This is a genomic window from Pseudomonas sp. BAY1663 (genome assembly GCF_000582595.1).
In the GTDB taxonomy this organism is placed as follows: Bacteria; Pseudomonadota; Gammaproteobacteria; order Pseudomonadales; family Pseudomonadaceae; genus Stutzerimonas; species Stutzerimonas stutzeri_AF.
Genome location: NZ_AZSV01000021.1, coordinates 43,329 through 57,426 on the forward strand (window position 1 = coordinate 43,329; position 14,098 = coordinate 57,426).

12 protein-coding genes are annotated in these 14,098 nt (G+C 67.1%); 8 read left to right on the top strand and 4 right to left on the bottom strand.

Annotated features, from left to right (window positions below; translation table 11 throughout):
* Positions 1-3 precede the first annotated feature (3 nt).
* From BAY1663_RS08585 to BAY1663_RS08600, 4 genes are all read left to right on the top strand, one after another.
* Positions 4-1,269 (top strand): sensor histidine kinase, encoded by a 1,266-nt coding sequence (locus tag BAY1663_RS08585; protein WP_037039529.1) that lies wholly within the window; start codon positions 4-6, stop codon positions 1,267-1,269.
* Entirely contained in the window at positions 1,266-1,919 is a 654-nt protein-coding gene (locus BAY1663_RS08590; RefSeq protein WP_037039530.1) for a response regulator transcription factor, read from the top strand. The genes BAY1663_RS08585 and BAY1663_RS08590 overlap by 4 nt, the downstream gene beginning before the upstream one ends.
* A 326-nt stretch (positions 1,920-2,245) precedes the next feature.
* Positions 2,246-4,546, top strand: coding sequence for a TonB-dependent receptor (locus tag BAY1663_RS08595; protein ID WP_037039531.1), 2,301 nt, complete (start codon positions 2,246-2,248; stop codon positions 4,544-4,546).
* A 195-nt stretch (positions 4,547-4,741) separates the two neighbouring features.
* Entirely contained in the window at positions 4,742-5,902 is a 1,161-nt protein-coding gene (locus BAY1663_RS08600; RefSeq protein ID WP_256206624.1) for an MFS transporter, read from the top strand.
* 9 nt (positions 5,903-5,911) lie between these two features.
* Here the strand turns inward: BAY1663_RS08600 and BAY1663_RS08605 are convergent, their stop codons facing one another.
* Both BAY1663_RS08605 and exaA read right to left on the bottom strand, forming a co-directional pair.
* Positions 5,912-6,565, bottom strand: a complete 654-nt coding sequence (locus BAY1663_RS08605; RefSeq protein ID WP_037039534.1) for a pentapeptide repeat-containing protein — start codon at positions 6,563-6,565, stop codon at positions 5,912-5,914.
* 156 nt (positions 6,566-6,721) lie between these two features.
* A complete protein-coding gene (gene exaA, locus BAY1663_RS08610) occupies positions 6,722-8,581 on the bottom strand; it encodes a quinoprotein ethanol dehydrogenase (RefSeq protein WP_037039535.1) in 1,860 nt (619 codons plus the stop codon).
* A 322-nt stretch (positions 8,582-8,903) separates the two neighbouring features.
* Here exaA and pedF point away from each other — a divergent pair, with 322 nt between their 5' ends.
* Genes pedF through BAY1663_RS08630 form a run of 4 tightly spaced genes read left to right on the top strand, consistent with a single transcriptional unit; the run spans position 8,904 to position 12,014 of the window.
* Positions 8,904-9,341, top strand: coding sequence for a cytochrome c-550 PedF (gene pedF / locus BAY1663_RS08615; protein ID WP_037039537.1), 438 nt, complete (start codon positions 8,904-8,906; stop codon positions 9,339-9,341).
* Positions 9,338-10,255: an ABC transporter substrate-binding protein gene (locus BAY1663_RS08620; protein ID WP_256206623.1), complete on the top strand. Its 918-nt coding sequence runs from the start codon at positions 9,338-9,340 to the stop codon at positions 10,253-10,255. The genes pedF and BAY1663_RS08620 overlap by 4 nt, the downstream gene beginning before the upstream one ends.
* Before the next feature lie 30 nt (positions 10,256-10,285).
* The gene (locus BAY1663_RS08625) at positions 10,286-11,035 is read left to right on the top strand and encodes a quinoprotein dehydrogenase-associated SoxYZ-like carrier (RefSeq protein WP_037039539.1); all 750 of its coding nucleotides are present in this window, start codon (positions 10,286-10,288) and stop codon (positions 11,033-11,035) included.
* 49 nt (positions 11,036-11,084) lie between these two features.
* Positions 11,085-12,014, top strand: coding sequence for a quinoprotein relay system zinc metallohydrolase 1 (locus BAY1663_RS08630; protein ID WP_037039541.1), 930 nt, complete (start codon positions 11,085-11,087; stop codon positions 12,012-12,014).
* Positions 12,015-12,292: 278 nt separating this feature from the next.
* On the opposite strand, the gene BAY1663_RS08635 is transcribed toward BAY1663_RS08630, so the two are convergent.
* Entirely contained in the window at positions 12,293-13,285 is a 993-nt protein-coding gene (locus BAY1663_RS08635) for a TRAP transporter substrate-binding protein (RefSeq protein ID WP_037039543.1), read from the bottom strand.
* A gap of 224 nt (positions 13,286-13,509) precedes the next feature.
* The coding region (locus tag BAY1663_RS08640; protein ID WP_037039547.1) for a TolC family protein at positions 13,510-14,098 on the bottom strand (589 nt) is incomplete at its 5' end.

The following is a 14,098-nucleotide window of genomic DNA, read 5'->3' on the forward strand; positions in this document are numbered from 1 at the left end:
GGCATGTCCGCACTCTGGCGCATCAATCTGCTGGTCACGCTGTTCTTCATCCTGGTGGCGGCAGTCTGCCTGGCGGTGTTGTTGCGCCAGGCCAGCCACGATGTGCAGCGTGAGCTGAGCGCGGCGGCCACCGTCGCCGAATACCTGGGTGAAATGGCCGAGCGCGACCCCGGCTCGCTGCGGCCTGAGCTCACCGATAGCCTGAGGCACGTGCGCGTGCGCTGGTCGAAGGCCGAGGAGCCGGCAATGGCCGGCACCGCGACGGTCTCCGGCGACTGGCTCGCCGCCTGGCTGTATCCGATGGAGCAGGCCGCGCCCAGGGTGCTGCAGCTGGCGGACGGCCAGCGCCTGCATATCAGCGTCGATCCGATCGACGAAGTCGACGAGGTGAGGGATTCGCTGTTGCAACTGCTGGCGCTGTTCGCGCTGGCGCTACTGCTCAGCCTGCTGGCGATCCGCTGGGCGGTGCGCCCGGGCATGCGCGTACTGCGCGAACTGCTCGCCGCGCTGGTGCGCATCGCCGCCGGCCGGCTCGACACCCGGCTGCCGCCTCACCGCTTCGCGGAAGCCCGCCAACTGGCCGAGCGCTTCAACCACATGGCCGCGGCGCTCGAGGATGCACGGGCGGACAACGACCGCCTGACCCAGGCGCTGCTCGCCCTGCAGGAGCGCGAGCGCACCCGGCTGGCGCAGGCGCTGCATGACGATCTCGGCCAGTACCTTGCCGGCATTCGCGCGCGGGTCTGCCTCCTGCGGGTCCAAGCCGACAAGCCGGACGCCGTGCGTGAAACCGCGACTCATCTCGAGCAGCACAGCCTCGACCTGCAGAACGGCTTTCGCACCCTGGTCCGCGATCTCTATCCGGTGATGCTCGATCACCTGCGGCTGGAGGAAGCGCTCGGCCAGCTTGCCGACCAATGGCAGAGCGCACAGGGCATCGAGTGCCAGCTCCAGCTGCAGGGGCCGATCCCCGCGCTGCCGATGGAGGCCAAGCTGCATCTGTATCGCATGGTGCAGGAAGCGCTGACCAACGTGGCGCGGCATGCGCGGGCCAGCCGCGTGAAGCTGCACCTGCGTGGCGGCCGCAACGGGCTGCGCCTGCTGCTTCGCGACGACGGCCATGGCCAGCCTCCCGAGCGGGCGGGCGTCGGCCTGCGCTCGATGGGCGAGCATGCGCGCTGTCTCGGTGCCCGGTTGCGCCTGCGGCATCGCCCGGGCGCAGGCTGGGCGCTTTATCTCAAGCTGCCTGTGGAAGGAGCGACATCATGAAGATCCTGCTGGTGGACGACCATGCGGTGGTACGTCAGGGCTATGCCAGCCTGCTCAGGGCATTGCTCCCCGAGGTTGTGGTCAGCGAAGCGGCGAGCGGCGAGCTGGCGCTGCAGCAGGTGCAGGAGACGATTCCCAGCCTCGTCGTGCTCGACCTGGGCCTGCCCGGCATCAGCGGGCTGGAAACCTGCCGGCGCCTGCGCCAGCGGCTGCCGTTGCTGCCGGTGCTGGTCTTCAGCATGCACGACGAACTGGCGCTGGTCCGCCAGGCACTGGATGCCGGTGCATCCGGCTACCTGACCAAGCGTTGCGCACCGGACGTCCTGGTCGAGGCGGTGCGCAAGGTGCTGGCCGGACAGACCTTCATCGAACAGCCGCTGGCGACCGAACTGGCCTGCCAACGGCCTTCGCAGTCGCCGATCAAGGGGCGGCTGGCCGAGATGACCCCGCGCGAGATGGAGATCTTCATCATGCTCGCCCGCGGCATCGGTAACCGCGAGATCGCCGAGCGCTTGTGCATCAGCAGCAAGACCGTCTCCAACCACATGGCGCTGCTGAAAAGCAAGCTGGAGGTCAGCTCCCAGGCGGAGCTGGTGCATCTGGCCATCGACCAGGGCTTGCTGCGCGTCGGTGAGCGCCTGCTAGCCTGAGCCCTCGATCGGTTCTGTTCTGGCCCCTTCCTTGTTCAACGGCCCCGTTCGGCCCGCGGTTGCTGCGCGCGGCTGCGGGTAGCGACTGGCCGCCTTCGTCCCGAAGCCTTGCTCCGTCTTGGTTCGCCGGTAGTAAGACCAATCGCCGCGCGATCGGGAATTTTTCCCGCCAGAGCCGGGAGATTTTCCCTGTCGATGCCCTGCGGCGGCTTCCGATAATCGTTCCTGGCAGGTTGCCAGTAGGCATCCTGCCGTAGAGCCGGAGGCCCGCGCAGATTGTTGGCGGATCGCCCGGCCTGACTCGCCAACAAGAACAAGGAACGCCCATGCCGTATCAGCTCCGTCGCAGCGGAATGCCCCCGCGCACGCTGTTTTCCCTAGCCATCGCCAGTCTCCTGCCTGGCTTCGTTCACGCCGCCGGGCCGCTCGAGCTCGGCAGCGCCGAGGTGGTCGCCACGACACCGTTGCCCGGTATCGACCTGCCGAAGGACCGGGTACCGGCCAATATCCAGACGCTGGATGGCGAACGCCTGCGCCAGTTGGGCGGACAGTCCCTTGCCGAGAACCTGCAGCGCGGGCTGCCCAGCGTGAATATCAACGAAACCCAGGGCAACCCCTATCAGGCGGACCTCAATTACCGCGGTTTCACCGCCTCGCCGCTACTGGGTACGCCGCAGGGGTTGTCGGTGTTTCTCGATGGCGTGCGTGTCAACGAAGCCTTCGGCGACGTGGTGCATTGGGACCTGATCCCTGGCACCGCCATCGCCGACATGGCCCTGGTGCCGGGCTCCAACCCGCTGTACGGCCTGAACACCCTGGGCGGCGCCCTGGCGCTGCGGACCAAGCGCGGTGACACGCACCCGGGCGGCACGGCGCAACTCTACGGCGGTTCCTTCGGCCGCCATGGGGGCTCGGTGGAGCATGGCGGCAGGCATGAGCAGTTCTCCTGGTATCTGGCGGCCGAAGGCATGGATGAGGACGGCTGGCGCGACCATTCGCCGTCCGAGGTCGGCCAGCTGTTCGGCAAGTTCGCCTGGACCAGCGAGACCACGGACCTCGCGCTGACCCTGGCGCACGCCGACAACGACCTGATCGGCAACGGCCTGGTTCCCGAGAGCCTGCACGACCACGAACGCGAGGCGATCTTCACCCATCCCGACCAGACCGAGAACCGCAGCCAGTTGCTGGCGCTGTCCGGCAGCCACTGGCTGAGCGACAGCGATCGCCTCTCCGCCACGCTCTACCTGCGCCGCACGCGAACCAACACCCTCAATGGCGATGGCAACGACGAATACGAGGACGAATATGAGCAATGGGCGGACGGCGGCTTCCTCGGCGAAGGGCCGCAAAGCGGGGTGTTGAACCGCACGCGCACTGCCCAGCGCGCCTACGGCCTGGCACTGCAGTGGGCCCGCCAGGCCGGTGCGCATCGGCTCGCCTTCGGCCTGGCTTACGACAACACCCGCGCCAGTTTCCGCCAGAGCGAGCAGGGCGGCGAGCTGACTGCCACCCGCGGCATCCTCGCCAGCGAGGAGGTGGAGCAGGTCAACAGCCTGTTGGGCCGCACCCGCACCGCCAGCCTCTACGCCACCGATACCTGGGCACTGAGCGAGGGCCTGCATGTGACCGGCTCGCTGCGCTACAACCGTACCCGGGTGATCAACACCGACCGCATGGGGGATGCGCTCGATGGCGACTTCAGCTACCGCAAGCTCAACCCGGCACTGGGGTTCGCCTGGCAGCTGCGGCAGGCGCTGACCCTCTATGGCGGCTTCTCCCAGGGCAACCGGGCACCGACGCCGATCGAGCTGGGCTGTGCCGACCCGGCGAACCCCTGCAGCCTGCCCAACGCCATGGCCGCCGATCCCTTTCTCGAACAGGTGGTCACCCGCACGTTGGAATTCGGCCTGCGCGGCGAACTGGCCGGCGGCACGCGCTGGAACGCCACGGCTTTTCGCAGCATCAACCATGACGACCTGCTGTTCGTCGGTACGGGCGGCAGCAAAGGCTACTTCAGCAACTTCGGCCGCACCCGGCGCCAGGGCATCGAACTGGGCCTGGCGGGCGAGCAGGGGCCGTTCGACTGGCAGGTGAACTACACCTACCTGCATGCGACCTTCCGTTCTTCGGCATGCATCCTTGCCGAGAACAACAGCACCGAAGGCGAGGGCGGTTGCCCGGAGGACGAGATCCGCATTTCCAGCGGCGACTATCTGCCGGGGCTGCCGAAACACAACCTCAAGCTCGGCCTGGACTGGAATCTCAACGACCGGCTGCGCATCGGCACCAGCGTATTGGCCTATTCCGCGCAATACGTGCGTGGCAACGAGAACAACCGTCACCAGGCCAACGACGAGTTCGAAGGCCGCGGCAAGCTGCCGGGGTACGCCGTGGTCAACCTGGCGGCCGACTACCGCTTCACCCGCGACTGGACGCTGTTCGGTCGCGTCGACAACCTGTTCGACAAGCGCTACGCCACGGGCGGCGCCCTGGCCGAGAACCCTTTCGTGGGGGCTGGCCATGCCTTCGAGGCAGACCCGGACGAATGGCGCCACGAACAGTTCATCGCCCCCGGCGCACCGCGTGCCGCCTGGGTCGGTGTGCGCTATCGCTGGGGGGCGCTGTAAGCCGGCGGAAACGCCCATGCCCGGCACCACGCCGCGCATGGACTGCTGGATGCAGGATCATCGCGACGGATGGCGTATGCTGGCGAGCTTGGCCGCCGTCCCCGGCGGCAGCGACAGGAGTCCGAATGATCCGCATCCATGCAGCCCCTCGCTCCCGCATGGCGCCAGCAGCCGACCAGAGAGGCTGAGAGCATGGTGCCACGCTTGCGTATCATCCTTGCGCTCGGTACCGCCCAGACCCTGGCCTGGGGTTCGACCTATTACCTGCCGGCGATTCTCGCCGAGCCGATGGCACGCGACCTCGGCATCAGCAGTGGCAATGTCTTCGCCGCATTCTCCCTGGCATTGATCGTCACCGCCATGCTCGGGCCGCTCTGCGGAAAGCGCATCGACCACCACGGCGGCCGCGATGTGCTGGCGCTTTCCAGTATCGTCTTCGCGGTCGGTTTGGCCACGCTGGGCCTGGCGAGCGGCCCGTCGATGCTCTGGCTCGGCTGGCTGGTGATCGGCATCGGCATGGCGCTGGGGTTGTACGAGGCGGCGTTCGCGACCCTGGCCGGCATCTATGGCCGCGATGCGCGCGGCGCGATCACCGGCATCACGCTGCTCGCGGGCTTCGCCAGCACCGTCTGCTGGCCGATCAGCGGCTGGCTGGAGGCACACTACGGCTGGCGCGCGACCTGCCTGGCCTGGGCCGCGATGCATGTGTTCCTCGGCTTGCCGCTCAACCGGCTGATGCTTCCGGTGGGTGTCCAGCCCATCCCCGCGTCCACCGGCAGGCCCCCGGACGAGGAAAACTCCCGGGCCGGGCTGACCATGGGCCTGCTGGCCTTCGTCTTCGCGGCCACCTGGTTCACCAGCACCGCGATGGCCGCGCACCTGCCGCGGTTGTTGCAGGCGTCCGGGCTTTCGGCTGCCGCAGCGATCGGGGTGGCGGCGCTGGTGGGGCCGGCCCAGGTGGGCGCGCGCTGCCTGGAGTTCGTCCTGCTGCAACGCTTCCACCCCCTGTTCTCGGCGCGGCTGGCCACCATCGCGCATCCCCTCGGGGCGGTGGGCGTGATGCTGGCTGGCGCCCCCGCTACCACCGTATTCGCGCTGCTGCATGGTGGTGGCAACGGCATCCTCACCATTGCCAAGGGCACCTTGCCGCTGGTGATCTTCGGAGCGCAGGGCTATGGCCTGCGCCAGGGACTGTTGATGGTCCCGGCGCGTTTCGCCCAGGCGTTGTCGCCGTTCGTGTTCGCCGTGCTGATCGATGATTTCGGCGTCGACGCGCTGTGGCTGTCGGCGACGCTGGGGGTGCTGGCCTATGCCGCGCTGTCGCTGCTGCAGCGCACGGTGCGTGGGCTTGGTTGAGCGCCTGGGCTACTTCTCCCAATCCAGCGGGCAGTCCCGGCAACCCTCCATATGGGTTCCCTGGAAGGTCGCATAATGCCGCCGGGCACCGCTTAAGATGGCGTTGGCCAGGTTGGCATCGTTGAACTTGGCTTCCTGCAGGTTGGCATCGGTGAGGTTGGCGCCGGCGAGGTCGGCCTTGCTCAGCCAGGCCATTTCCAGGTCGGCGGCGTGCAGGTTGCTGTCGTGCAGCCTGGCACCGCTCATGCGGGCGAATTCGAGGTAGGCGGCAGTGAGGTCGGCGCCCTTGAACTGCGCGGCCTGGGCGAACAGGCCCCAGCCCTGGATGGCGACCAGCCGGGCGCCAGTGAGGTTCGCCAGGCGCAGGTTGGCCTGCTGCAGGCTGGCGCGGTTGAGGGTGGCGCCGGAAAGGTCGGCCTTCTCCAGGTTGGCCAGGTCGAGGTTGGCGTGGCGCAGGTTGGCTCCGGCAAGGTTGGCGCCGGCGAGATCGATCTTGCGCAGGTCCTGGTTGCTGAGATCGGCCCCGCGCAGGTCGGCGTTCGGGCAGTGGCTTTGCGGCTGGATGACGCAGCCGTTGATGGTCAGCGGCAAGTCGTCGGCGGCGAACGCGGCGGTGCCGGCGAGCAGGATCAGGGGCAACGACAGGCTGTGAAGTGTCTTCATGGCAGTTCTCGTTCGAAGGGGAGGAGGGCGGTTGCGCGGGGCGCTCCGGCATGACCGGCGAGAGCGCCAACCCGGAGCCGGGCATGCGATGGGATCGCCCCGCGAACCTGTGCGTGGCCGTGCCCGTCGAGGCGGCGGGCACGGCGTCGGCCCGGTTCAGCGTCGTGCGGTCTTGTTCTCCCATTGCGGCAGCTTGAACACCCAGAACGAGCCGCCCTGGGCGACCGGCTTGGTCAGCACGGCCATGTCGCCGCCCCACAGCGGTACCGCGCCGCCGTAGCCGACGGTCACGCCGATGTACTGCTCGCCGTCCTGCTCCCAGGTGATCGGCGGCGAGATGATTCCGCTGCCGGTCTGGAATTTCCACAGCTCATCGCCGGTCCTGGCATCGAAGGCCTTGAAATAGCCGTCGCTGGTGCCGGTGAACACCAGGTTGCCCTTGGTCGCCAGCACGCCGGCCCACAGCGGCAGTTTCTCCTTGTGTTCCCATGCCACCTTGCCGGTGGTGGGGTTCATGGCGCGCAGGATGCCGACGTGATCGTCGTACATGCGCTTGATGCGGAAACCCTGGCCGAGGTAGGCCGAGCCCTTCTTGTAGCTGACTTCCTCGGTCCAGTAGTCCTCCTTCCAGTGGTTGGCCGGCACGTAGAACAGCCCGGTGTCCTGGCTGTAGGCCATGGGATTCCAGTTCTTGCCGCCGAGGAAGGGGGGCGAGACTTCCACCGACTTGCCGTGCTTCTCGCCCGGTTCCGGCCTGGGCGGGCGCTGGCCTTCGTTCTCCACCGGCCGTCCGCTCTCGAGGTCGATGTGGCTGGCCCAGGTGATGCCGTCGACGAAGGGGAAGGCGTTCTTGAGCTTGCCGTCCTTGCGGTCGACCACGTAGAAGAAGCCGTTGCGGTCGGCGTGGGCGGTGGCCTTGACCGTCTTGCCGGCCTTGTCCTTGTAGTCGAACAGCACCAGTTCGTTGTTGCCGGAGAAGTCCCAGGCATCGTTCGGCGTGTGCTGGTAGAACCACTTCACCTCGCCGGTGCTCGGGTCGACGCCGACCTGGCCGGAGGTGTAGAGGCTGTCGTAGTCCTGCGGCTTGCCGTCCTTGGCGGTGCGCGCCCAGCCGTTCCACGGGGCCGGGTTGCCGGCGCCGACGATGATGGTGTTGGTCTCGGCATCGAAGCTCGCGCTCTGCCACGGCGCACCGCCGCCTTGGCTCCAGGCCTCGGCCTTGCCGGTGGGTGAGTTGGCGTCGTCCGGCCAGGACGGCGCCTTGATGTCGCCGGTGGGGCTGCTGTCCTTGCCGTTGAGGCGGCCCATGTGGCCTTCGACGAAGGGCCGCATCCAGATTTCCTCGCCGGTGTCCGGGTCGCGGGCGAAGAGCTTGCCGACCACGCCGAACTCGTCGCCGGAGCTGCCGTGGATCAGCAACACCTTGCCGCTCTTACCATCCTTCACCAGGGTCGGCGCGCCGGTCATGGTGTAGCCGGCGGCGTGATCGCCGAACTTCTTGTTCCAGACGACCTTGCCGGTGTCCTTGTTCAGCGCCACGACGCGGGCATCGAGGGTGCCGAAGTAGATCTTGTCGCCGTAGATGGCGGCGCCGCGGTTGACCACGTCGCAGCACGGGCGGATGTCGTCGGGCAGGCGGTGGGCGTAGCTCCACAAGCGCTTACCGGTCCTGGCATCCAGGGCGAAGACGCGCGAATAGGAGCCGGTGACGTAGATCACGCCGTCGTGGACGATGGCCTGGGATTCCTGCCCGCGCTGTTTCTCGTCGCCGAAGGAGAACGACCAGGCCGGTGTCAGCTTGAACACGTTGCGCTCGTTGACCTGCGCCAGCGGGCTCCAGCGCTGGGCGTGGGTGCCCAGGCCGTATTGCAGGACGCTTTCGGTGGAAAGATGGTCGTTGGCGATGTCTTCCCAACTGACCGGCTTGGCCTGGGCATTGCCGCCCAGCGCGAGGCTGCCGGCGAGTACCGCGAGGGCGAGCGGGCGGGTTGTGCCGGGGTGCGATCTTGTTGTCATGGTTGCGATTCCCTTGGTCGATTCGGACGAGGCCGCCGTCTGCCGGTGGCCTGGCGATTCGATTATCGAAAGCGCGACGACGGCGCCGATACGGAAATGCTCCCGCGATTGCCGGGAAAACTTCCCAAACGCCCGGTGATTTGGCCTTGCTACCGCAGTGGCATCCGACCTGCTGCCAAAGACGGTGGCAAAACCCACTACCAAGGGAGGAGAAGCAGGCGTCCAAAGCAGGATTCTGCCGGCTCGGCCGCACCGCCAACATGACCACCATGCGCTCCGATGGGAGCTGCCTTGCACGGTTTTAGCAAATGAGGTGGTAGTCATGAATAACAAGATGCATATGCGCGCACTGCTGACCGCAGGCTTTCTGGGGATGTCCGGCCTCGTGCTGGCGCATGGCGACGTGACGCCGCAACCCGTCAACACCAAGGGCCTGCCCTCGCTCGGTGAGGAATGGGTGGAGGAGAATCCCTACCGCGCGCCGAGCGAACATCATGACCTGGCGGTGGAGATCGGCTCTTCGGCCTATAACCAGAACTGCGCCCGTTGCCACGGCCTGGAAGCCATCTCCGGCGGCATCGCCCCGGACCTGCGCGAGCTGGAGGCCAGCTACGACGGTGACGAGTGGTTCAAGGAGCGCGTGATCAACGGTGCGGTGCGCGACGGTGCGGTGTACATGCCGCGCATGGCCGACACCCTCAGCCAGGAAGCGCTGTGGGCGATCCGTACCTATATCGAATCCGAGGCAGCCAAGCAGTGAGGTGCCTGGGCCGGCGGGTCCTGGCGCTGTGCCTGCTGCTCTGCTGCGCATTCGCGCAGGCGGATGTGGTGAAGGTGCGCGCCTACGACGACATCATCGAGTCGGGCGTGCTCAAGGTGGCCATGTACGAGAATTTCCCACCGTACAGCTACCTGCAGGATGGCCGGCCGCGCGGCGTGGACGTGGAGCTGGCCGGCAAGCTCGCCGAAGGCCTGGGGCTGGACCTGCAGATACTGTGGGTGACCCCGGACGAAACCCTGGACGACGACCTGCGCAACTTCATCTGGAAGGGACACTACCTGCGCAGCGGCGTACTGGCCGACGTGATGCTGCGCGTGCCCTACGACCGCGAGTTCTCCTACAAGCGCAACGAGCTGGGCGAGCTGATCAACGAACTGGTGGTGATGTTCGGGCCCTACCAGCGCGAGCGCTGGCAGGCGGCCTACGATGACCGGCGGATCGACGCGGTTCCCAGCGTGGCGATCTTCCAGTACCACCCGATCGGCGTCGAGGTGGACAGCGTACCGTCGTTCTACCTGTCTTCGGTGTTCGAGGGGCGGCTGGCCAAGAACGCCCATCACTATCCGACCGTGCAGGAAGCATTCGCTGCCATGCGTCGGGGCGAAGTCGATGCGACCATGGCCATGCGCGGTGAAATCGAGTGGCTGCTCGCGCAGGCTGGGGACAGCCACCTGAAGCTCGCCGAGAACGCCTATCCGAACATGGGCAAGCAGGTCTGGGACCTGGGCATGGCGGTCCACGAGTCCAACCGGCAACTGGCCTATGCGCTGGAGGAAGTGCTGGAAACGCTGATCCAGGACGGGGACATGGAAAAGCTCTACGCCGGCTACGGGCTGCACTATGAGCTGCCCGGGCTGTACCAGGATGTGGAGCGTGACGTGGCGGGGCATTGAGGCGATATGGCCCCATGCCGAGGAGGCGACATGAGCATTCGAGTCTTGTTGGTGTTCCTGCTGGCCGTGCAGGCCGCTGTCCTGCAGGCGGCCGAGCCCGATCCGCTGCAATCGGTCATGTGGGAATACCACCACAAGGGCCTGCTCGGCGGTGAACCCTACGTGTTCGACGAACGCGTGCGGGTGCAGGTGCCGCCGTTCGCCGAGGATGCGCGCCAGGTGCCGGTGCATATCGATGCCCGGGCGCTGGGCGACGAGGTGGTGCGCATCGAGGCCTGGGCCGATCTCAACCCCATTCCGCGGGTGTTCAGCTTCGTGCCCGGCGCGCAGGTATTGCCACTGGTGGCCATCCGCATCCGCGTGGAACAGGCGACGCCGATCCGCGCGGCGGTGCTGACCCGCGATGGTCTCTGGCACGTGGGGTCGGCCAAGGTCGATGCCGCCGGTGGCGGCTGCACCGCACCGAGCGTGGTGCGGGCGCAACCCGGATGGGAGGACCGCCTGGGCACGATCGTCGGCAAGCGCTTCGGGCGCGGCGACGGCAGCCGCCTGCGGCTACAGGTATCGCACCCGATGGACAACGGCCTGGTCGGCGGAATCCCGGAGTTCTTCCTCAACCAGGCACAGCTGCGCGATACGGCCGGCAACGTACTGGCCACGCTGGAACTGTATCCGGCCGTCAGCGAAAACCCGACGCTGAGCCTGGAAGTGAAGGACCGGCAAGGCGCCCGGCTATGGCTGCGCGACAACAATGGCAACGAGTTCGAGGCGGCGTTGTAGCCCGCCCCGGCACGTGCCAGCGGCGAAACACCCAGGCAAAGGAGATGACATGCGCCTGCCCATCCTGATCATTGCGCTCTGCCTGGCGCTGCCGGCACAGGCCGAGTTGCGCTACCAGCTGCAGCCGCGACAGATCGCCGAGAACGTCTGGTTGCTGGAAGGCTCGACCGACAACTTCGACCAGCGCAACGGCGGCAATATCGTCAACACCGGTTTCATCGTCACCGGTGCCGGTGTGCTGGTGATCGACAGCGGGCCGTCCCGACGCTACGGCGAGGCCATGCGCGCGGCCATCGCTGGCGTTACCGAACAGCCCGTCGTCAAGGTGCTGCTCACCCATCATCACCCCGACCACGTGCTCGGCAACCAGGCCTTCGCCGACGTGCCCATCGCCGCCCTGGCCGGCACCACCGAATTGCTGCGCGAGCAGGGCGATGCCATGGCCGAGAACATGTACCGCCTGGTCGGCGACTGGATGCGCGGAACCGAAGTGTTGCTGCCGTCCGAGACGCTGCAGCCCGGTGTACTGGAAATCGGCGGGCGCAGGTTGCGCCTGCTGGAACTGCGCGGGCATACCGGAGCCGATCTGGCGATTCTCGATGAACGCAGCGGCGTGCTGTTCGCCGGCGACATTCTCTTCTACCAGCGTGCCCTGACCACGCCCAACAGCCCGGGCCTGGATGTCTGGCTGACGGATCTCGACGCCCTCGAAGCCCTGCCATGGAAGCGCCTGGTGCCTGGCCATGGCCCGCTCGCCGACGATGCGGCGCCGTTCGCGCAAATGCGTGACTATCTCGGCTGGCTCGACGGCCTGCTGCGTGATGCGGCGGCCAACGGGGAGGACATGAACGAGGTGATCCACAGCGCCATTCCCGAACGCTTCGCCGGCGTCAGCCTGACGCGCTACGAGCTGATTCGCAGCGTCAGTCATCTCTATCCGGGGTACGAAGCCAGGCAGCTGCAGCGGGTGGACGAGTAGGGGCGGGCCACAGGCGCGGCGGATACGCCCGAACCCGTGGGCGCGCCTCGGGGACAGTCTATAAAGCATCGCCCCGAGGTCGGGCTTCCCACGAAGCAGCCGGTGCACACCGAACCCAGTGGGAGGCGCGCCCTCGCGGCGATGCGGGCCGTAGGCCTGCCCGAAGCTCAAGAGCCTCGCCCCGAGGTCGGGCCTCCCACAAGAGCAGCCTGTGCACGCCGTCCCCCTGTGGGCACGCCCCCGCGGCGATGCAGGCCGTAGGCCTGCCCATCGATCCTTCAGTTGCGTTGCTTGCGGTTGACGGTTTCCGCCGCCTTGATGATGTCCGCGCCGATCACCGATTCGAACCGCTGCCAGACCGGGCGCATCGCGTCGCGCCAGGCTTCGCGTTCTTCCGGCGTGAGGGTGATCAGCTCCGAGGTACCGGACTGGCGGATGCGCTCGCGGTCGGCCTGGTTCAGTTTCTCGGCCTCGAGGTTCACCATGTAGCTCACTTCGTCGAGGATGGCTTCCAGTTCATAGCGGATCTGGTGAGGCATGCCCATCCAGAAGCGGGTATTGGTGACCACCATGTAGTCCAGCACCCCATGATCGGTCTCGGTGATGTAGGGCTGCACGGTGTGCATCTTCTTGCTGTAGATGTTCGACCAGGGGTTTTCCGCACCCTGCACGGTGCCGGCCTTGAGTGCGTTGTAGACCTCGGCGAAGGCCAGCTTCTGGGTCGAAGCCCCCACCGCGCCGAACTGCGCTTCGAGCACTGCCGAAGGCTGGATGCGGAAGCTCAGGCCGGAGGCGTCGCGTGGCATTCGCAGCGCGCGGGTGGCGCTGAGCTGCTTCATGCCATTGTGCCAATAGGCCAGGCCGGTGATGTTCTTGTCTTCCATCGAGCGCAGCAACTGCCGGCCCTTGGCGCGCTTCTGGAAGCGGTTGACCGCATCGAGGTCGTCGAACAGGAAGGGCAGGTCGAATACCTGCAACTGCTTGGTGTACTGCTCGAACTTGGCCAGCGACGGAGCCAGCAACTGCACCTCGTCGTTACGCAGCGCCTCCAGTTCGGTGGCATCGCCGAACAGCGTCGAGTTCGGATAGACCTCGACCTTGACCTGGCCCGGAAGACGCTCTTCGGCCAGGCGCTTGAACATCAGCGCACCCTTGCCCTTGGGCGTGTCTTCGGCCACTACGTGAGAGAACTTGATGACGATGGGCTCGGCCTGGGCGAACGCGCTGGCGGCAGCCAGCACAAGCCCGGCAAGGGTAATGATCGGCTTCATGAAAGACTCTTTATTCTGGTTGGTTGGCAGTGCGTCCGTGCGGGCGTGGAGCCACCGCCGAGCGCGTTCGGGCTTTCAGCCGTTCCTTATGCCAAAGATGGATGACGATCGAAAGCGCTTTGCGCGGCCAACATGATGGGAGCGGGATCAGATCACATTTTCACGGCAGCAGGCACGCGCCTGGCGGAGTCTCGGGCGCCAGACGCGCGCGCATGACCGAACGCTCAGCTTTCGGCTTGCCAGCCGCCGCCGAGCGCCTTGTACAGCGCCACCACGCCGCGGTATAGCTCCACCTCCGCCTGCGCCTGGGCGTCCTCGGCAGCCAGCCGTTCGCGCTCGGCGTCCAGCAGCACGAGGAAGTCCACCGTGCCTTCGCGGTAGCGGATTTCCGCCTGCTGCGCGGCCGCGCGGCTGGCCGTGGACTGGCGCAGCAGCGACAGCAGGCGTTCCTGGGCGCGGGCATAGTCGCTGAAGGCGTTTTCCGACTCCTCCAGTGCCAGCAGCACCTGCTGCTCGTAGCCCGCCAGGGCAGCGTCGGCGTCGGCTTCGGCGCCGCGCAGGCGGGCGCGCACGCTGCCCAGGTCGAACGCCGCCCAGCTGATGCTCGGTGCTACGCCCCAAGCCTCGGCTGCGCTGGAGCCGATCTGTGAACCGCGTCCGGCGATGAAGCCGAGAAAGCCGGTCAGACTCACCCGCGGGAACAGGTCGGCGGTCGCCACGCCGACAGTGGCGGTCGCCGCGGCCAGCTGGCGTTCGGCGGCGCGGATGTCCGGACGCCGGCGCAACAGTTCCCCGGCGTCGCCGATCGGCAGG

Excerpts from the sequence above, each read along its gene's own strand:
- BAY1663_RS08585 (WP_037039529.1), top strand. The coding sequence starts at position 4 with ATGTCCGCACTCTGGCGCATCAATCTGCTGGTCACGCTGTTCTTCATC.
- BAY1663_RS08590 (WP_037039530.1), top strand. The coding sequence starts at position 1,266 with ATGAAGATCCTGCTGGTGGACGACCATGCGGTGGTACGTCAGGGCTAT.
- BAY1663_RS08595 (WP_037039531.1), top strand. The coding sequence starts at position 2,246 with ATGCCGTATCAGCTCCGTCGCAGCGGAATGCCCCCGCGCACGCTGTTT.
- BAY1663_RS08605 (WP_037039534.1), bottom strand. The coding sequence starts at position 6,565 with ATGAAGACACTTCACAGCCTGTCGTTGCCCCTGATCCTGCTCGCCGGC.
- exaA (WP_037039535.1), bottom strand. The coding sequence starts at position 8,581 with ATGACAACAAGATCGCACCCCGGCACAACCCGCCCGCTCGCCCTCGCG.
- pedF (WP_037039537.1), top strand. The coding sequence starts at position 8,904 with ATGAATAACAAGATGCATATGCGCGCACTGCTGACCGCAGGCTTTCTG.
- BAY1663_RS08625 (WP_037039539.1), top strand. The coding sequence starts at position 10,286 with ATGAGCATTCGAGTCTTGTTGGTGTTCCTGCTGGCCGTGCAGGCCGCT.
- BAY1663_RS08630 (WP_037039541.1), top strand. The coding sequence starts at position 11,085 with ATGCGCCTGCCCATCCTGATCATTGCGCTCTGCCTGGCGCTGCCGGCA.
- BAY1663_RS08635 (WP_037039543.1), bottom strand. The coding sequence starts at position 13,285 with ATGAAGCCGATCATTACCCTTGCCGGGCTTGTGCTGGCTGCCGCCAGC.